General features: G+C 63.8%; 15 protein-coding genes. 8 read left to right on the top strand and 7 right to left on the bottom strand.

The window, feature by feature from the left end:
• The 6 genes from CKO42_RS20790 to CKO42_RS20765 form a co-directional block, all read right to left on the bottom strand.
• A partial coding sequence (locus CKO42_RS20790) for a helix-turn-helix domain-containing protein (protein ID WP_200248298.1) occupies positions 1-493 on the bottom strand: 493 nt, incomplete at its 3' end.
• Between the two features lie 76 nt (positions 494-569).
• The gene (locus tag CKO42_RS20785) at positions 570-1,199 is read right to left on the bottom strand and encodes a restriction endonuclease subunit S (protein ID WP_200248295.1); all 630 of its coding nucleotides are present in this window, start codon (positions 1,197-1,199) and stop codon (positions 570-572) included.
• The gene (locus CKO42_RS20780; RefSeq protein ID WP_200248292.1) at positions 1,196-3,385 is read right to left on the bottom strand and encodes an N-6 DNA methylase; all 2,190 of its coding nucleotides are present in this window, start codon (positions 3,383-3,385) and stop codon (positions 1,196-1,198) included. The genes CKO42_RS20785 and CKO42_RS20780 overlap by 4 nt, the downstream gene beginning before the upstream one ends.
• Positions 3,386-3,448: 63 nt before the next feature.
• The gene (locus tag CKO42_RS20775; RefSeq protein WP_200248290.1) at positions 3,449-3,751 is read right to left on the bottom strand and encodes a hypothetical protein; all 303 of its coding nucleotides are present in this window, start codon (positions 3,749-3,751) and stop codon (positions 3,449-3,451) included.
• A gap of 183 nt (positions 3,752-3,934) precedes the next feature.
• Complete coding sequence (locus CKO42_RS20770) at positions 3,935-4,420, bottom strand: hypothetical protein (RefSeq protein WP_200248287.1); 486 nt, start codon at positions 4,418-4,420, stop codon at positions 3,935-3,937.
• Between the two features lie 197 nt (positions 4,421-4,617).
• The gene (locus tag CKO42_RS20765) at positions 4,618-5,355 is read right to left on the bottom strand and encodes a lipid-binding SYLF domain-containing protein (protein WP_200248285.1); all 738 of its coding nucleotides are present in this window, start codon (positions 5,353-5,355) and stop codon (positions 4,618-4,620) included.
• Positions 5,356-5,856: 501 nt separating this feature from the next.
• Between CKO42_RS20765 and CKO42_RS20760 the strand changes: the two genes are divergently transcribed.
• Positions 5,857-9,219 carry an efflux RND transporter permease subunit gene (locus CKO42_RS20760; RefSeq protein ID WP_200248283.1) on the top strand — a complete coding sequence of 1,121 codons (3,363 nt, stop codon included), beginning with the start codon at positions 5,857-5,859 and terminating at the stop codon, positions 9,217-9,219.
• Here the strand turns inward: CKO42_RS20760 and CKO42_RS20755 are convergent.
• Entirely contained in the window at positions 9,190-9,756 is a 567-nt protein-coding gene (locus CKO42_RS20755) for a Uma2 family endonuclease (RefSeq protein ID WP_200248281.1), read from the bottom strand. The genes CKO42_RS20760 and CKO42_RS20755 overlap by 30 nt on opposite strands.
• A 181-nt stretch (positions 9,757-9,937) precedes the next feature.
• On the opposite strand from CKO42_RS20755, the gene CKO42_RS20750 reads away from it, so the two are divergent.
• From CKO42_RS20750 to CKO42_RS20720, 7 genes are all read left to right on the top strand, one after another.
• The gene (locus tag CKO42_RS20750) at positions 9,938-10,795 is read left to right on the top strand and encodes a metallophosphoesterase family protein (protein WP_200248279.1); all 858 of its coding nucleotides are present in this window, start codon (positions 9,938-9,940) and stop codon (positions 10,793-10,795) included.
• A 456-nt stretch (positions 10,796-11,251) separates the two neighbouring features.
• Positions 11,252-11,671 carry a CBS domain-containing protein gene (locus CKO42_RS20745; protein WP_200248277.1) on the top strand — a complete coding sequence of 140 codons (420 nt, stop codon included), beginning with the start codon at positions 11,252-11,254 and terminating at the stop codon, positions 11,669-11,671.
• A 75-nt stretch (positions 11,672-11,746) separates the two neighbouring features.
• Positions 11,747-14,842, top strand: a complete 3,096-nt coding sequence (gene mbhE, locus CKO42_RS20740; RefSeq protein ID WP_200248275.1) for a hydrogen gas-evolving membrane-bound hydrogenase subunit E — start codon at positions 11,747-11,749, stop codon at positions 14,840-14,842.
• Positions 14,842-15,396 carry a Na+/H+ antiporter subunit C gene (locus CKO42_RS28320; RefSeq protein ID WP_200248273.1) on the top strand — a complete coding sequence of 185 codons (555 nt, stop codon included), beginning with the start codon at positions 14,842-14,844 and terminating at the stop codon, positions 15,394-15,396. Before mbhE ends, CKO42_RS28320 begins: the two co-directional genes overlap by 1 nt.
• Entirely contained in the window at positions 15,393-17,033 is a 1,641-nt protein-coding gene (locus tag CKO42_RS20730; RefSeq protein ID WP_200248271.1) for a monovalent cation/H+ antiporter subunit D, read from the top strand. Before CKO42_RS28320 ends, CKO42_RS20730 begins: the two co-directional genes overlap by 4 nt.
• Positions 17,030-17,536, top strand: coding sequence for a Na+/H+ antiporter subunit E (locus CKO42_RS20725; protein WP_200248269.1), 507 nt, complete (start codon positions 17,030-17,032; stop codon positions 17,534-17,536). The genes CKO42_RS20730 and CKO42_RS20725 overlap by 4 nt, the downstream gene beginning before the upstream one ends.
• A complete protein-coding gene (locus CKO42_RS20720) occupies positions 17,533-17,808 on the top strand; it encodes a K+/H+ antiporter subunit F (RefSeq protein ID WP_200248267.1) in 276 nt (91 codons plus the stop codon). The genes CKO42_RS20725 and CKO42_RS20720 overlap by 4 nt, the downstream gene beginning before the upstream one ends.
• Positions 17,809-17,838 lie beyond the last annotated feature (30 nt).

Here is a 17,838-nt window from a genome sequence, read left to right as displayed (position 1 = left end):
GGGGCGTGTTGATCCAGCCCCGGGTGCGGTGCGGCTTGAGGTCGGCCTCGCGCAGGAAGCGCCCGATGGAGTCCGGCGAGATGGACTCCACGATGCCGCGTGCGATGGCCTCGGCGGCCAAGTCCGCATGGGTCCAATGCGTCAGTTCTTGACCGTCGCGCTTGGGCGGTTCGCAGGCAAGCGCCAGGATCGAGCAGATCTGCTCCGGGCTGAAGGTCGGCGGCGTGCCCGGGCGCGGGGCATCGACCAGGCGCTCCAGGGCCGACTCCGTTGCCGCGGCACTCGACCACCGGCGACGCCAGCGCTGCACCGTCGCGCGGCCGAGGCCGAGGCGTTCGGCAGTTGCGCGCACACCGACCCCACGTGCGGCGAGGAGAATGATCTGAGCGCGCTTGACCAATCCTTGGGGCGCGTTGTGTCGGCGCTCCAGCGCTTGCAGGACGCGAGCGTCTTTGTCAGAGACGTCAACTGGGGCTGCAGTACAGCGCGGCATCGGTGAGAACCTCCGGTCAGTCGCTATGTGAATGATGAGAATGACAAGGTTACTATCTGGGAACGGTCTCAGGTATTTAACAGGGTTGCACTAGTAGCGCGCGCTTTTTCTCGATCAGCGCATCGATCCGCGCTGTCTTCTCATCCAGATAAGTTGCTATGCGTACTTGCTCTTCAATTGGCGGCCAAGGAAATCTATAGCTGCGGAATGCCTCGGAAGTGAGATGGTCAATTGTGTTTGGGTTACCATTTGCGCGAAAGACACCCATGCCCGCAGACATCGCGAGCAAATAATACATAAAGCGTGGTAGCGTATTGGCATCAAGAGCACGCAGCCTATGAAGTGCTTTTTGGAAAAAGCACTGTGCAATTGGAGCGCTCCATATTGCTGCTCTACCTACTTCGCCGCCTTCGCAAACGAGTAAATCCCCATCATTAAGGGAGTATCGTGCCAACTCATCATCATCAAAAGTCATTTCGGGGAGAGACTTGGTATTAATCTTGTCCCACTGAACATCAATGTTGCGAAGATAGGGAAATAGGCGAGAGCTATCAATTCTACTGGAGTCCAACATTTTTCCAAGATCAACACGGAATCGTGTCCTTAGGGGGGCGACATCCCAATGGGTAGGTATGGATCCAAGCCAATCTACCCCTGAGTCTTTGAAACCCTGTGGAATGTCATCCGAACCTGAACTCAATTTCATCCTACCAGCCCCTTCAGTAACCCCGCGATCTCCCCTTCTAGCCGACTAATATCCCCCTCGATCTCATCCAACGGACGCGGCGGCTTGTAGACATAGAAATGCCGGTTGATCGGGATCTCGTAGCCCACCTTGGTCTTGTCGTAGTCCACCCAGGCATCCGAGACATGCGGCAAGACCTCGGACGCCATGTAGGCATCGATGGTCTCGCGGAACTCCGCAACCATCCGGTCGTTGGGCTTGTCCGGGCCGAAGTCCATCGGCAGCGGGAGCACAGTACCAGGCGGCAGTGGGATGTTCTCGGTATCACGAAGCTCGCTATCCGGCTCGGGTCGGCCTTTTCCGTCACGGCAAATCTCAGCCTCAGGGTCGCGTTTGCCGAGGGCGGCAAAGATGGCCTTCTTGATCGGGGCCGGGAGCTTGAGATCAGCAGCCTTGGCAGCGCGGGTCAGATCGGTCTCGAAGAGGGCGCGGTCCTTGTAGTGGCCCTTGCTTTCCAGCGTGGACAGCATCTTGCGGATGACCGTTTGTTGCTTTTGACCGGCTTCGATCTCGTCGTCGATCCGTGCTTGATCCTTGCGCTTCTTGCTGCTGGCCAGGTTGGCAAAGGCGGTCTGATCGTCGAGCGCGGCAATGCGCGCCGGGCTGGCCTCGAAGCTCATCCGTAGCGGGCGCTCCACGGTGATCTTGAGGTAACCAAACTCGCGGTTCTCGAAGATGCGCGAGATGACGCGGGGCTCCGTTTGGTCATCGCTCTGGAACTGGATCCCAGCGGGCGCGGTCTCGCCGTCTTGGTGATGGCCGTAGACGCGGGTCAGGTGGGCAATCTGCGCCTCGGTGATCTCGTTGCGCTTGTTGTTGAGGCTCTTCTTCATCTTGCGGAAGAAGCGGGTGCCGTCGATCAGCTGCACCCGGCCTTGGCGCTCGAGCGGCTTGCGATTGGTGACCAGCCAAACGTAGGTGAAGATGCCGGTGTTGTAGAACAGCTGGTCAGGCAGCGCGATGATGGCATCGAGCCAGTCGTTCTCGATGATCCAGCGGCGGATGTTGGACGGCCCCGAGCCGGCGTCTCCAGAGAATAGCGGCGAGCCGTTGAAGACGATGGCGATCTTGGAGCCTGGCCGCTCTTCGTCACCGTCGGCGTAGGGGTGCATCTTCGCGATCATGTGCTGCAAGAACAGCAGCGAACCGTCATTGATGGCCGGCAGCCCGGCACCAAAGCGACCGGAAAAGCCCCGGTTCTGGTGCTCGCGCTCAACGATCTGCTTCTGGTCTTTCCATTCGACGCCGAAGGGCGGGTTGGCCATCATGTAATGGAAGCGCTCACCCTCGAAGCCGTCCCCCGTCTTGCCGTCGCCGAGGGTGTCGCCGAGCACGATGTTGGCGGTGTCCTCGTCCTTGATCAGCAGGTCGGCGCAGCAGATGGCCCAGGCCTCGTCGTTGTATTCCTGCCCGTAGAGGGCGAGCAAGGCACGTTGGTTCTGGGAGAGGATCAGCTCTTCGGAGACCGAGAGCATGCCGCCAGTGGCGCAGGTTGGATCGTAGATGGTGCGGTAGACGCCGGGTTTGTAGACGTCTTCCTCGCCGGTGTAGATCAGATTGGCCATCAGCCGGATGACCTCGCGCGGGGTGAAATGGTCGCCAGCCTCCTCGTTGGCCTGTTCGTTGAAGCGCATCACCAGATGCTCGAACAGGTAGCCCATCTGCAGGTTGTCGATCCGACGCGGATGCAGATCGACCTCGGCCATGGCCTTGACGAGGGTGAAGAGGCGATTGCTGGCGTCGAGCTTCTCGATCTGGTCGGCGAACTTGAAGCGCTCGAAGATGGCGCGCGCGATCGGCGAGAAGCCGTTGATGTAGGCGACCAGGTTAGGCGCGATATTCTCGGAATCGCCGAGAAGCCGCTCGAAGCTGTAGGGGCTGGTGTTGTAGAGCGGATGCTTGCGGGTCGGATCGGCGGCCTTGCCGAGCAGCTTATCCATGGCCGCTTCGGGCATGTGCTGGGCCTGCAGGCTTTGATATCGCTCGAGCACGGCCTCCTTGGTCGGCGCCAGCACGCAGTCGAGCCGGCGCAGCACCACCATCGGCAGCATCACGAGGCGGTACTGGGGCGGTCGGTAGGGTCCACGCAAGCGGTTGGCGATTTCCCAGATCTTGGCTTTGAGTGCTTCGTGGGCCTGGACGTTCACGGATGGTCTTGTGTCCTTTTGCTGGGCGTAGCGGTTGGCTGGGTTTGGGTCGGCTACAGAGACCTATTGCTTCGGCGCATTCTGGCTGTTCTCCAGATTGGAGCTAGGGTTCTGGCTGGAGGGCCGCTCGACCTCGCCCATATTATTCTTCGGGAATCGAAAATCTGGCAAACCACGGACCGCGCTGGGGCGCTCCTCGCCGCTATCCCACTGGCTACCCGGAAACTGTTGCTGGCCAGGCTCATGCTTGGTCCATTCGTCTCCAGGCACCCGGTCATCAGCGGCCTGCGCTGACAGCGCTAGGGGCGCAAGGACCAGCGCAGTTGCCAAAACGAGACTGCGCTGAGGTGTAAGGCAGATATGCATAGTGTCGTCTCCTGCCCGCGTTTGCGTGGCATCAGATGAATTCAGTCGCTGCAGTCATTGGTTCTGGTCCTAGGATCAGCGGAGATTGGGTCATTGAAGGATGGCCGGAGCACGAAGGATGACCAGCTGAAAGATGACCAGCTATCGATCGGACGCAGGCAACAGGCAGCAATCTCTGGAGCGTTAAGGAAACGGCGGTGATCCGCCGGCATCTGGGCCAAGCACCAAGAGCTCGGGGTGACCTTGGCTGACGCGTTCTTCGATCTGCGGCGCTTCGGCATCTGGTATATCTGCCAAGATCAAGAGCTCACCGCCTTGCAAGGCCTGCTGCTGGGCGGAGAGCGGGAGGTTGGCGCTGCGATTACGCCTTAGCCACCAGCCGCCGCCGATAGCGGCGCCAATGACAATCAGTGTCAGCAGTGCAAACGGCTGCAATGCCTGCAGCAGCAATAGGGAGACTGCCAATAGGCCAGCGGCGCCGATGAGGGCACCACGGAGCAGCGCACTTGCATCGCTGCGCCAGCGTCTGGTCTTGACGGGAAGCCCGCTAGGGAGCTGCTGGCCGATCAGCGTCAAGGCCTCAGGATGGATGCCGTCGGCGATCAGCTCTTCAACCAGACGCCGACCGTTCTGCGGATCGCGGGCGCGGATATAGATTCGGGTGGTCATCATCGTCCTCAAAGACTGACGGGGATGGATGGCCGCAGCGGTGCGACCGACCTGAGACAGCAGCAGGTGTCGCCAACGCAGAAGCGCCACACTCACTGGTATCCAGAGGCGCTCCTGTACTTCTACGGATGGGGGAGCCTTCTGGCAGTTAGAGACCCTGCTGCCAGCTGGCCCCAAGGGCATCAACTCGCCTGGGATCAGGGCGTCTCAGCACTGAGCAGCGGGCTTGGCGACATCGGGTCCTCGACCTCGCCGTTGATGATCTGGCTCGCCGTGACCTGACGACCGTAATAGGCGTTGTTCGCATCCTCGTCCCAGAAGATGTCCGAGACACTGGCGGCGAAGTCGCCATAGAGGCCCTCAGTGCCGGACCAGACGGCAACATTGGTGCCCTTGCCGATCGAGGTCTGCGTGCGCTCCGAATCCTCGACGACGGTGTAGCCGGTATCCGAATTGAGCGCAAAATTGTGCATTTGGCCAAAGCTCTCGAGCAGATCACCCGACATGATCATGAAGGCCACCTCTCCCGCCTCGGCGCCTGCCGCGGCGCCAATCTGAACGGTGCCGATGTTGTAGAAGGCGGGTGCTGACCAACCGCCATCGTTCTTGGCGATGAGGATGCCCTGGCCACCGGCACCACCGACGACCAGTGCCGCCCGCGCGTAATCCGGGACGACAAAGATCGCCTCGGCCTGCTCGAGCAGGTCGCTCGCCTGAGGGTCGGACTGGATCTTCTGAACAACATCCGCCGCCTCGCGAACCGTCTCCTTGGCGTTCTTCAGCTCGTCGGAGCTCGATCCTCCGGTTGCCGAGGCGCTGGCAGAGGGGTCATCCGATGTCATGCCTTCGGCCGCAAAGCCGTCGGCGGTCAGCAAGGACCCCGTCAGGATCAGTGATAGGGTCATGGCAGTTAATGGACTGATGCGATAGCTCATGAGGGACCTCCTGTGGTCATCGACGGTGAAGTGAAGATGCAGGATGAGTGGTGCTCGCCGCTGACGATGCGCAGCTCGGTCGCGGGCGAGTCGCAGACTCATCGCTTGTCCCTGATGCAGTGAATGTGCCACCTGTCTAGGCGACTTAGGTGCCTGCTCTGGGCTGTGCGCACAGGCAGTGGGCTCGGTGGAGATGCGATGGACGCATTTGAACACTCGGGCACCTGAGGGTAGCCGCGTTGTACTTGAGCCGCCGGGGCATAGCCGCCGCCAGTGGCTCAAATCACCCGCTTGATGCCGGTCGCGGACGCTGCCGTGGGTTAATGCCGCCACCGATGTCGCGCCATTTAACCTGCGGCGGCTGCCGATGGCTCAATCAAAGCAACGGTGATCAATGTGACTGGTACTCAGTTTGCTTAGCGCATCAAGGAGCCGGCTTATCCGTCTCCCACATTCCTTGCTTCTCCATTCCTTGTTCGCCGCTGAGCACTTCGTTTGCCGATGTCCAATCACGACCCTGTCGATACCCATCCCGACGCCTCGTCTGACGCCGCTCCAAACACTGCTGTGCAGAACGACGGCAGGGATGAGAGCCGGGATAAGCGCTCGGACGAGCATTCGGATGAGACCGGCAAGGGCCGCGGCATCGCCGGACAGATCGCGGCCTATTTCATCGACTCGCCACTGACGCCCTTGCTGCTGCTGGCGACGCTGGGGATCGGCATCCTCGGGCTGCTGACCACCCCGCGGCAGGAGGACCCGGATATCTCGGTGCCGATGGTCGATATCAGGCTGCGCTATCCGGGCGCCTCGTCCGGCCAGGTCGCCAGGCTCGCCGTGGAGCCGTTGGAGCGGCTGATGAGCGAGCTGAACGGCGTCGAGCATGTCTACTCGGCCAGCCGCCGCGAAGAAGGGCTGGTGACGGTGCGCTTCGAGGTGGGCACCCCGATCGACCCCGCCGTGGTCGCGGTCCACGACACCATCGAATCCAATCTCGATCAGGTGCCGCCGGACCTGACCGAATGGCTGGTGCAGCCGAAGACCATCGATGACGTGCCAGTGCTGACTCTGACCCTTTGGTCCGAGCAGATCGACGATGCCCGACTGCGGATGCTCGGGCTGCAGCTGCTGCAGGAGCTCAAGCAGGTCGAGAACACCGGCAATGGCTTCGTCGTCGGCGGCCGCTGGCGCGAGATCAGCATCGAGCCGCAGCCGGAGCAACTGCGCGGCTACGGGCTCAGCCTGGATCAGCTCGCCAAGACCATCCGCAACGCCAACGCCGGGCGCGGCACCGGCAGCATCGAGCAAGGCGCGGCCCACAGTGCAGTGTCAGCTGGGCATGACCTTGAGGGTGCCTGGGACATCGAGCGTTTGGTCATCAATAGCGAGGGCGGACAGCCTGTCTATGTGCGCGACGTCGCCAAGGTCACGGCGGGACCCGAGCACGCCGACCAGGCGGTGTTCTTCTACACCGGCCCGAGCCATCCGGCGGATGACTCGGCCAACGGCGCCGGTGCGGTCACGATCGCCATCGCCAAACAGTCCGGCGCCAATGGCGTGGCCGTGACCAAAGACCTGCTTGAACGGCTCGAGCAGCTCAAGGGGTCGATGATCCCGGAGCAGGTGCAGGTGGCGATCACCCGCAACTACGGTGAGACCGCCGACCGCAAGGTCAACGAGCTGCTGCTGTCGCTGGTCGGCGCGACGGCCGCTGTCGCGCTCTTGTCGCTGATCGCGATCGGCTTGCGCCCGGCGCTGATCGTGCTGGCCGTGATCCCGGTGGTGATCCTGATGACGGTCTGGTCGGCCGGGGCACTCGGCTTCACCATCAACCGGGTCAGCCTGTTCGCGCTGATCTTCTCGATTGGTATCTTGGTCGATGACGCCACCGTGGTGGTCGAGAACATCTTCCGGCGCTGGCTCGCCGAGGGCGCAACCGCCAAGGCCGTCGCCATCGATGCCGTTGGCGAGGTCGGCAATCCAACCATCATCGCCACCCTGACCGTGCTCGCCGCGCTGCTGCCGATGGGCTTCGTCACCGGCATGATGGGACCCTACATGCGGCCGATCCCGATCCTGGGCTCGGTGGCGATGCTGTTCTCACTGTTCGCGGCCTTCGTCTTCACGCCCTGGCTCGCCTACCGGTTGCGACCGAAGCTCGCGGCCTTGGAACGCTCGGCGCGGCGCGAGCGCCGCCTGCAGGGCTGGATCGACCGTGCCTATCGACCGCTGATCGAGCCCCTGATCGAGCGGCGGCCGGCACGCTGGCTGTTCCTGATCGCCATCATCGTCGCCTTCGTTGCGGCCGTCGCCATGCTGCCGCTGAAGGCAGTGACGGTGAAGATGCTGCCCTACGACAACAAGCCAGAGATCGATGTCGTCATCGATCTGCCCGAGGGGACCTCGCTGCCGACCACCGCCAATGCCGCTCATCAGCTCGCGCAGCGGCTGCGCGATATCCCCGAGGTACGCTCATTGCAGGCCTATGTCGGCACCGCGGCACCGTTCGACTTCAACGGCTTGGTCCGGCATTACTACTTGCGCCAGGACCCTTGGCTGGCCGATATCCAGGTACGGCTGCTGGATAAGGAGGAGCGCGCGCGCAGTAGCCACGCCATCGCCCAGGCCGTGCGCGAGCAGCTCACACCGCTGGCAGACGAGCACGACGCCCACATCAGCGTGGTGGAGATGCCGCCGGGGCCGCCAGTCCTGCAGACCCTGGTGGCGGAGGTCTATGCGCCATCGCCTGCAGGGCGGCGCGGCTTCGCCGAGGACCTGACCGAGATGTTCGCAGCCGCCGACGGGGTGGTCGATGTCGATAACCGGATGCAAGCGCCACATAGCCGTTGGCACTTCCAGGTGGACAACGAGAAGGCGAGCCGCAACGGCGTCGATGTCGACAGCATCACCCGCAACCTGGCGATGGCGATGGGCGGCTACAGCCTCGGCGACATTGCGCAGGATCGCTCGCTGGAGCCGGTTGAGATCAAGCTTCAGCTGCCGCTGGCCACCCGTACTCAGCTCCATCGCCTCGGCGAGCTGCCGATCCCGGCCAGCAACGGCGAGCGGCGCATGGTGCCATTGGCTGAACTCGGGCGCTTCATCGAGGTGCCGGCCGATCCGCTGATCTATCACAAGGACCTGCGACCGGTCGAGTACGTCACCGCCGGCATGGAGGGCCGCCTCGGGGCACCGATCTACGGCATGTTGCAGGTCGAGCAAGACCTCGAGGACTATGTCGCGCCGGATGGGACTAAGGCGCCGCGCGGCACCCTCACCGGCCCCCCGACACCCGGCACGACCGCGTTCGAATGGTCAGGCGAGTGGACCGTGACCTACAAGACCTTCCGTGACCTTGGCATCGCCTTCGGCGCGGCATTGGCGCTGATCTACTTGCTGCTGGTGGCCGAGTTCCGCAACTTCATCCATCCGGCCGTGATCATGGCGCCGATCCCGCTGACCCTGATCGGCATTGTGCCTGGCCACTGGCTGCTCGGCGCCGAGTTCACTGCGACCTCGATGATCGGCTTCATCGCGCTGGCCGGCATCGAGGTGCGCAACTCGATCTTGCTGGTGGACTTTGCCCAGGATGCTGTGAACCGCGGCCTATCGGTGCGCGAGGCCGTGGTCGAGGCCGGTCGCACCCGGCTGCGGCCGGTCTGGGTCACCGATCTGACCATGATGGCCGGCGCCTTCGCGATCCTGTTCGATCCGATCTTCCAGGGCATGGCCATCTCGCTGCTGTTCGGGCCGATCGTTGCGGTGCCGCTAACGCTGATCGTGGTGCCGCTGGGGTGCATCGCCACCGGTTGGGCGTTCGGTGGAGCCAAGCAGTCATCCAAGGCCGCCGAACAGGAGGCTTAGGTCGATCTCGATCGCCTCGAACGGCGGGATGCGCACCTTGGCTGCGGTCTCGTCCGGGCCTTCGGCCGTGTACAGGGCGCGGTAGCCACCGTCATCCAGGGCATAGGCGATCAGCGCTCGGTCCTCGGGTGAGACAATCCAATAGAACGGAACGCCGGCACGCTGGAGGCGCAGGAAGTGGGTGACCGTGTCCTTGCCCTCATGGCCTGGGGAGAGGATCTCGCAGACCCAATCCGGCAACACCGTCATCACGCCGGCGGGACGCTCCGGCAGCCGCTCCTTGCGCCAGCCGGCCAGGTCGTGGCTGGGACAATGGTGCTCGTTGTAACGGACACTGATCTCGGGAACGATCCACCAACCGCCCGGCTGCCGTTGCGTGACGAGGGGGAATGATTGACCAATCAGCGCGGTTTGCGCCTGACCATGCTCGAAACGGCTCATCGGCCGCTGCACGATCTCGCCGTCGATCAGCTCAACGCGTTCGTCACCAGGCCAGGCTAGCAGGTCGTCGATAGTGAGAAGGCGTTGCGCTTCCATCAGGTGTTGCTCGCAAGTCAGCCACTGAGGGTCTTGATCACTGCATCCAGCTTAGCACTCGGCTGGATGACCAGCATCAAGACGAATCGGCTCGCGGCCGCGACCAAGAGCGCCCTGCACCAAGGAGCGCTTTCCCCTGCGAGTATTGTCCCTGCAAATCCTTTTTCTGAGAGTTCTACCGATGACTGATCCCTATCTCCTGTTCCATCTGAGCGACATCCATTTCGGGCTCGAGGACAATCGCGCCCTGGACTGGGTGAAGCAAGAGATTGCCGACAAGCAGCCTGACGCGGTGGCCATCACCGGAGATCTGACCATGCGTGCTCGGCAGCACGAGTTCGATGCGGCCTGCGCCTGGATACGCGCGCTCGAGGCCCCGGTCACGGTCGAGGTGGGCAATCACGATCTGCCCTATTTCAACCCGATCCAGCGCTTCTTCGATCCGTACAAGCGGATTCGGGCCATCGCCGACAAGGTGGAGCTGCCAATCGATCTGCCAGGGCTTGCCATCGTGCCGCTCAAGACCGTCGCGCGCTGGCAGCCACGCCCGAACTGGTCGAAAGGCTGGGTGACCGAGGCGGCGTTGGAGCGATGCCTCGCGCGGCTCGATGCGCTACCCGAGGGGACACGCGCGCTGGTGACCGCCCACCACCCGCTGCGAGAAGCCGGCACCCAAGGCACCGCATTGACCAGACATGGCCAGAAGGCGATGACCGAGCTGGCCAAGCGCAAGGTGCTCGCCGTGCTCTCCGGCCATGTCCATGACGCCTTCGACCTTACCCAGGAGACGGTGCAGGGCTCGGTGCGGATGATCGGGGCCGGCACCCTATCGCGGCGGCTGCGCTCAACCCCGCCGAGCTTCAACGAGCTGCGCTGGGATGGCGCGCAGCTCGCTGTGTGCGTGCGCAATCTCGAGGGCTACGAGACACCGGAGATGATGATCAACGAGGTCCCCGAGGACGCAACGCCGCCGCGCAAGCCCGACGAGCCGGTCGCCCCAGTCGATCAGGTCCCGCGCACTGATCCACCGGTGCATTGAGGTCTCTATCCTGATCTGCGTTTTCCAGCTTGGGTTCGGCTTGGGTTCAGCTTCGCTGTAAGTGGCCGGTCTGCGACGTCCCAATCGTCAGGACTCAGCCGGACACCGAGGCCAGCGCCGCCGCCAACCCGGCTAAGGCTCCAACCCGGGGCAAATCCACCAGACTGGGGTATTTGGCCACTGCGACGGCGGTAAGCCGATGCTCGAGCGCAGGCGCTGGCTAGCCCAAGCTGTTGCCCGAGCTGTTTCCCGCCTGGCCGCTACTGCAATGGTCGATGCCGCGTGTGAGTCGCTGGCGGCGGCATTGGCATTGGCCTTGCGAAACCATCGGCTCGGACCCTGTCTGCGCCATGAGCCATGCTTTGCTGCAATGGCTGGCATTGGCATTGCACAGTCAGGTAGACGATTGGGGCGAGCCTTGTCCCAGCATTCAACGCAACCAGAGGAGCACAATCGATGCAACTTCAAGACGTGATGACACCTCAGCTCGAGTACATCGGCCATAACGCGTCGATGATCGATGCCGCTCGCATGATGCGCGAGCACGACATCGGGATGCTGCCGGTCCTGGAAGAGAACCAGATCGTCGGCACCTTAACGGATCGCGATATCGTCATCCGCGGCCTCGCCGACAGGATCGACCCCGAGACGCCGGTCTCCCACCTCATGACCAATGGGGTAGAGCTCCGCTATGTCGACGATGATGTCGAGGAGGCCGCCAAGCTGATGGAGCAGAAGCAGATCCGCGGATTGATCGTGGTCGACCGCGATGAGCGCAGTGTCGGTGTCGTCTCGCTCGGCGATCTGGCGACTCGCTCTGACCAAATCCAGCTCAGCGGCGAGGTGCTCGAAGAGGTCTCTCAGCCAACACACTAAGCCGTAACCGCGTGTGTCGCTAGGACCGGACAAGCATCAACAGTGGCGGCGCGGTGCGAGCTGTCGTGATCAACCATGACGCTGATGGTGATCATCGCCGCGCCGCTGCTAGGGGCCTTGCTGGCAACACCCGCCCAGCGGGTGGCGGAGCGTGCACCCTCAGTACTGGCCGCCGGCGCTGGGATAGTGACGCTGACGGCAGCACTCATGAGCCTGCCGGGTATTGCCGCCGACCTGGTCCCACAAGTGGGCCTGTCTTGGCTACCAGCCTTGGGCCTGGACCTAGCGCTACGGCTCGACGGTCTCGCCCTGCTCATGGTGCTACTGGTTGCGGGCATTGGGCTGCTGGTCAGCCTCTATGCACGCTACTACTTGCCCGCCAAGGCCCCTCGTGGCCGCTTCTTCACCCTCATGCTGTTGTTCCAGGCCGCGATGCTCGGCCTGGTCATGGCCGACAATCTGTTGCTCTTGCTGATCTTCTGGGAGTTGACCAGCCTGTTGTCGTTCCTGCTGATCGGCTTCGATCCAACCTCGGCTGAGGCACGCCGTGGTGCTCGCACCGCACTCCTGGTGACCGCCAGTGGCGGCCTGGCGCTGCTCGCTGGCTTTCTGCTGCTCGGCTCGGTGGTGGGCAGCTTGTCTCTCACGGAGGTGCTTGGCGCAGGCGAGCAGGTCCGAGCCGACCCGCTGCTGCTGCCGATCCTCGTGCTGATCCTGCTCGGTGTCGCGACCAAGTCGGCGCAGGTGCCCTTCCATTTTTGGCTGCCAGCGGCCATGGCGGCGCCGACACCGGTCTCGGCCTATCTGCATTCGGCCACCATGGTCAAGGCCGGTGTCTTCTTGCTGGCGCGACTCTTTCCCGTCTTTGCCGAGAGCACGCCCTGGTTTCCGCTGGTCGGCGGTCTCGGCCTCACGACCTTCGTCTTCGGTGCCTATGCAGCGCTGTTTCAGCAGGATCTGAAGGGACTATTGGCCTACTCGACGATCAGTCATCTGGGGCTGATCACCTTCTTGTTCGGGCTCGGCACGCCGTTCGGTGCGGTTGCCGGCCTGTTCCACTTGGTCAATCACGCCGTCTTCAAGGCATCGCTGTTTATGGCCGCGGGCATCATCGATCACGAGACCGGTAGTCGCGATCTGCGCCGACTCCGTGGCCTCTACGCCTATCTGCCCATCACCGGCGGGCTGGCGATGATCGCCGCCGCGGCCATGGCCGGGGTGCCATTGCTGAACGGCTTCTTGAGCAAGGAGATGTTCTTCTCCGAAACCCTGCATTCAGTGCGCATGGCCGAGTGGCCGCTGCTGTTGAAGGCAGTGCTGCCCGTGGCGGCCATCCTTGGTGGGGTGCTCTCGGTCGCCTACTCGTTGCGCTTCATCCACGGCACCTTCTTCAATGGTCCCTACCCGGCCAATGATCCCGCACTGCAATATCCGCCGCATGAGCCACCAGACTGGATGCGCCTGCCGGTCGAGGTGCTGGCTGCACTCTGTGTGGTGATCGGCGTGCTGCCGCAGCAGACCATCGAGCCCATCCTGCAGCTTGGGGTCGTCGGCATGCTGGGGACCCTGCCGGATTTCCATCTTAGGATCTGGCACGGGCTCTCGCCGGCGTTCCTGATGAGCGGCCTGGCGCTCGCCGGTGGCGTTCTCATCTACGCACGGCGAAGACCCCTGTTCATCGCTCAGGAACGCCGTTTTCCTCACTGGAGCGCAGAGACCCTGTTTCAACAGCTCAGTGCGCGCTTATTGGTGCTCGGCCGCCGGTTGCAGCCCTGGCTCCAGCCGAGCTCGCTGCAGCGCTCTACGGTCTGGCTGCTGGCCGCTGCTGTGGGCCTTGGCGGCCTGGGCTGGCTTGCTGCCCAACCGCTGACAGGGTCGGCGCTCGCTCTGGGACCGAACGCGGCAACACCGAACGCGGCGACACCGACCGCTGCAACACCGTTCACGGCAATACCGACCGCTGCAACACCGGCGAGCGGCTCTCCCGAGGTCGCGATGCTGGCGATGCCGATCGACATCGTCAGCATCGCCGCTGCGGTCATGCTGGTGGCAGCGACCTTCACGCTGCTACGGCAGCGCGCCCAACGGGTCATGGCCGTCGTGCTGACCGGTGTGATCGGCTTGATCGTCAGCCTCGCCTTCGTGCATTTCTCGGCCCCCGATCTGGCATTGACCCAGCTCGCGGTCGAGCTGGTCACCACGCTGTTGTTGGTGCTGGTGCTGGCAGTGTTGCCGCGCGGCGACTCCCAGCCGGTCGCCCGCTGGCGCCGCAGACGCGACCTGTTCATTGCCGCCCTAGTGGGAGCCGGCAGCGCCGCGCTGACCGCCAGCATGCTGCAGCATCAAACCCCCGGCAGCGGCGAATGGTACCTGCGACTCGCCGAGCCAGCCGCCGGCGCCGCCAATGCGGTGAATGCCATCCTGGTGGATTTCCGCGCCTTCGATACCCTCGGCGAGATCACCGTGTTGACCATCGCCGCGGTGACCGTGTCGGTGCTGCTCACTGACCTGCAGCTGCGCCCGCTCCAGCGCATGAGCGGGCACGGGCGCGAGTCAGTGCATCCGCTGCTGTTCGCTATGGTGTCGCAGCCCGTTTTGCCGGCAGCGCTGATGCTAGCGGCCTTTCTGCTGCTGCGCGGGCATCAGGCGCCCGGCGGTGGCTTCGTCGCCGGGCTGGTCATTGGCACGGCTTTGATCCTACAGGAGAGCGCGAACGGACGCGCCTGGAGCGAGCGGCAGCTTCAGTTGAGAACGCAACCGCTGATCGGTGCTGGTCTCCTGCTCGCGATGGCCACCGGCCTTGGCGCGCTGCTCTTTGGACGACCCTTTTTGACCACCGCGCACTGGCATGGCAGCCTGCCCTGGCTGGGCGAGTTGGCATTGACGAGCACGCTGCTGTTCGACATCGGTGTGATGATGATCGTCAGCGGGATGCTGCTGCTGGTGCTGGATGGTCTCGGGCGCGTCGGTGCCAGCGGTACCAGCGGTACCAAGGGCGCCAGCAGTGCCAGCGGTACCAGCTGTACCAGCGGCGCCAAGAGTGCTAGCAGTGAAAGCAGTGCCAACAGTGCTAACAGTCAGGGTGCGTCGGGGCAAGATGCGAGAGCTCAGCAGCAGGTCGGCGCATCCGATCTCGGTGATGCCGAGCAGACCCGCGGGAGGAACGGCTGATGCTCTGGCTCTTCGCGGGCAGTATCGGCCTGTTGATGGGGGGTGGCGCCTACTTGGTGCTGCGCGCGCACGGCTTCTCGGTCGTGCTTGGGCTGATGCTGCTGACCTACGCGACCAACCTGTTCGTCTTCGCATCAGGAGGACTCCAGGTCGGACGCGCACCCGTGCAGGCGCCCATTCAGCCACCCGCCAAGACCGGCGGTCACGCGATCGAGCTGATGGCCGATCCGCTTCCTCAAGCACTGGTGCTCACCGCCATCGTGATCGGCTTCGCGATGACGGCCTTGATGCTGGTGCTGGTCTTGCGCGCCTTGTCCGATATCGGCTCCGAGCGCGTCGACGCCCAGCCCATGGGCATGGGCACAGCGCCCAGCGAGTCCCAGGCCGGCGAAGCCCTATCCGATCAAGAGCAGCCTGATGCAGGCCGGCTCAAGGCATGCCAGTCCGATGAGTTCCAGCCCGATGAATGCCAGTCGGGTGCATGCCAGTCGGGTGCATGCCAGCCCGACGAATCCCAGCTCGGCGAACCCCAAACCGGCGAGGAGGAGCGGTGAATCTGCTCCTGATCCTGCCTCTCGCGCTCCCGCTTGGCCTCGGGGCCTGGCTATTCGCCCGCTCTGGGATGCCGCTTCGCCAACAGCGCAGGCTCAGCCTGATGGGTGCCCTCGGTCAGCTCGGTGCGGCAGTCGGGCTGCTGGCACTGAGCGCGGAAGGACAGATTGCAGCCACCTTGATCGGAGACTGGCCGGTGCCCTATGGCATCGTGCTGGCTGCCGATCGGCTCTCGGCACTGATGCTGACGCTCACCAGCGCCCTCGCCTTGGCTGCCATCGCGCACCTGTCCCTCAGCGCCGCTGATACGGAGCGAAGCGGCCGCCATTTCCATGCCCTGCTCCAGTTGCAGCTGTTCGGTCTGGCCGGCGCCTTCCTGACGGCCGACCTGTTCAACCTGTTCGTGTTCTTCGAGGTTCTGTTGATCGCCTCCTATGGACTCCTGGTCCATGGCGGCGGTGCCGCGCGCAGCCGCGCGGCCTTGCACTATGTGGTGCTGAATATGGTCGGCTCGAGCCTGTTCTTGATGGGCGTGGCCTCGCTCTATGCCGTCACTGGAACCTTGAGCCTGGCGGAGCTGAGCGATCGTCTGCCTGAGCTCGCTCCAGACCAGGCGCCTCTGGCCGGCACCGGTCTGCTGCTGCTGACTGGCGCCTTCGCGCTGAAGGCGGCGCTGGTGCCCTTGCATGCCTGGCTGGTCCCGGCCTACAGCGCGGCGTTGGCGCCGGTGGCGGCGCTGTTCGCGATTATGACCAAGGTCGGTGTCTATGCCCTATTGCGCCTGTTCGCCCTGATGCCGATCGGCGATGCGGTCAGCGACGCCACCTTGGCAGAGCTGCCAGTCGCCAGGCTGCCCATTCAGCCGCTCATCGCGACCGGGGCGCTGCTCACGCTGGCGGTCGGTGCCATCGGCGTGGTCGTTGCCGCCGAGCTGCGGACCATGGTCGCCTATCTCATCCTGGTCTCGGTCGGCACGCTGTTGGCTGGTGTTGCCGCCGGCACTGCTGAGGGTATCGCCGCTGGTCTCTATTATTTGATCCATACCACCCTGATCACGGCCGGGCTGTTCCTGCTGATCGATGTGATCAGCCAGGGCCGTGCGCGAGGTTCCTGCCTGCAGCCTGCCCAGCAGCCGCCAGCGGCCGCTTGGCTGGGGGCCCTGTTCCTGCTCGGCGCGCTCGCGATCGCTGGTCTGCCACCACTCAGCGGTTTTGTCGGCAAGGCATTGATCCTGGAGGCCGTGCAAGATGCGAGCGTGGCGGGGTCTGAGTTTGGGTCTGGATCTGGGTCTGGGTCTGGTCCAGATTGGATGCTGAGCTGGACCGCCGTGCTTGGCTCCACCCTGCTGGTCGTGATCGGACTGTCGCGTGCCGGGATGATGCTCTTCTGGCAAGGGCCGCCGTCGACCCGCATCGCCAGCGGACGCGGCGCTTATGCACCGGCCGCCACTGCCCTGCTCGCAGCCAGCCCGCTGTTGGCCCTCTTCGCCGCGCCGATTGCCGGCTACACCCAGTCGCTCGCGCTACAGCTCCTGGACGGCGAGGACTACATCATGGCGATCAGGGGATTGGAGCCGGTAGACCCGCCATCGGCTGCGACCGAGGGGATCGCTAAGCCCGTCCACGGAGGTCCACCATGAGGCGCCTGCTAGCGCCATTGATCCGCCATCCGCTGGCGGTCTTGTCGTTGACGCTGCTTTGGCTGCTGCTGCAAGTCAGCCTTGCGCCCGCTCAGATCCTGCTCGGGCTCATCCTGGCGTGGGTGGTGACCGGTGTCTCGAGCCGCTATTGGGCCGACCGGCGCCGGCCGCGCCGCCCGCACCTGCTCGCGCTCTATCTTTGGCGTGTCGCGGTGGACGTGGTCATCGCCAACCTGCGCATCGCCGCCTTAGTCCTGACGCCCTCGCGCCAGCCGCGACCGGCCTTCGTCGAGCTGCCGTTGGCGTTGGAGGAGCCCTTTGCGCGCTATATCCTGGCGATCACCATCACGCTCTCGCCGGGCTCTCTCTCGGCCGACCTCAGTGACGATCGGCGCGTGCTGTTGCTGCATCTGCTCGATGCGCCCGAGCCGGCCGATGCCGACATGGAATGCGCCAAGATCAAGAACCGCTATGAACACCTGCTGCTGGAGGTCTTTGGATGACGCTCTTGGATCTCGCCATCGGCGCCGCGCTCGCCATGCTCAGCCTAGCGCTGCTGCTCAACCTGTGGCGGGCGCTCCGTGGCCCGGACCTGCCCGATCGCATCCTGGCCCTGGATACGCTCTACACCAACAGCATCGCGCTGCTGGTGCTGCTCGGCATCCAGTTCCACAACATGCTGTATTTTGCCTCGGCGCTGCTATTAGCACTGCTCGGCTTTATCACCACCGCCGCACTCAGTCGTCATCTGCTGCGCGGCAAGCTGATCGAGTAGAGATGGCTAATCGAATAGCGATGATAGGAG

This window comes from Lamprobacter modestohalophilus (assembly GCF_016583905.1).
In the GTDB taxonomy this organism is placed as follows: domain Bacteria; phylum Pseudomonadota; class Gammaproteobacteria; order Chromatiales; family Chromatiaceae; genus Lamprobacter; species Lamprobacter modestohalophilus.
The sequence above is the reverse complement of the archived record's forward strand: the minus strand, read 5'-3'. Positions and strand labels throughout refer to the sequence as shown.

What these genes read in the sequence shown, in the direction of transcription:
- CKO42_RS20785 (WP_200248295.1), bottom strand. Translation starts at nt 1,199, where the DNA reads ATGAAATTGAGTTCAGGTTCGGATGACATTCCACAGGGTTTCAAAGAC.
- CKO42_RS20775 (WP_200248290.1), bottom strand. Translation starts at nt 3,751, where the DNA reads ATGCATATCTGCCTTACACCTCAGCGCAGTCTCGTTTTGGCAACTGCG.
- CKO42_RS20770 (WP_200248287.1), bottom strand. Translation starts at nt 4,420, where the DNA reads ATGACCACCCGAATCTATATCCGCGCCCGCGATCCGCAGAACGGTCGG.
- CKO42_RS20765 (WP_200248285.1), bottom strand. Translation starts at nt 5,355, where the DNA reads ATGAGCTATCGCATCAGTCCATTAACTGCCATGACCCTATCACTGATC.
- CKO42_RS20760 (WP_200248283.1), top strand. Translation starts at nt 5,857, where the DNA reads ATGTCCAATCACGACCCTGTCGATACCCATCCCGACGCCTCGTCTGAC.
- CKO42_RS20755 (WP_200248281.1), bottom strand. Translation starts at nt 9,756, where the DNA reads ATGGAAGCGCAACGCCTTCTCACTATCGACGACCTGCTAGCCTGGCCT.
- CKO42_RS20750 (WP_200248279.1), top strand. Translation starts at nt 9,938, where the DNA reads ATGACTGATCCCTATCTCCTGTTCCATCTGAGCGACATCCATTTCGGG.
- CKO42_RS20745 (WP_200248277.1), top strand. Translation starts at nt 11,252, where the DNA reads ATGCAACTTCAAGACGTGATGACACCTCAGCTCGAGTACATCGGCCAT.
- mbhE (WP_200248275.1), top strand. Translation starts at nt 11,747, where the DNA reads ATGACGCTGATGGTGATCATCGCCGCGCCGCTGCTAGGGGCCTTGCTG.
- CKO42_RS28320 (WP_200248273.1), top strand. Translation starts at nt 14,842, where the DNA reads ATGCTCTGGCTCTTCGCGGGCAGTATCGGCCTGTTGATGGGGGGTGGC.
- CKO42_RS20725 (WP_200248269.1), top strand. Translation starts at nt 17,030, where the DNA reads ATGAGGCGCCTGCTAGCGCCATTGATCCGCCATCCGCTGGCGGTCTTG.
- CKO42_RS20720 (WP_200248267.1), top strand. Translation starts at nt 17,533, where the DNA reads ATGACGCTCTTGGATCTCGCCATCGGCGCCGCGCTCGCCATGCTCAGC.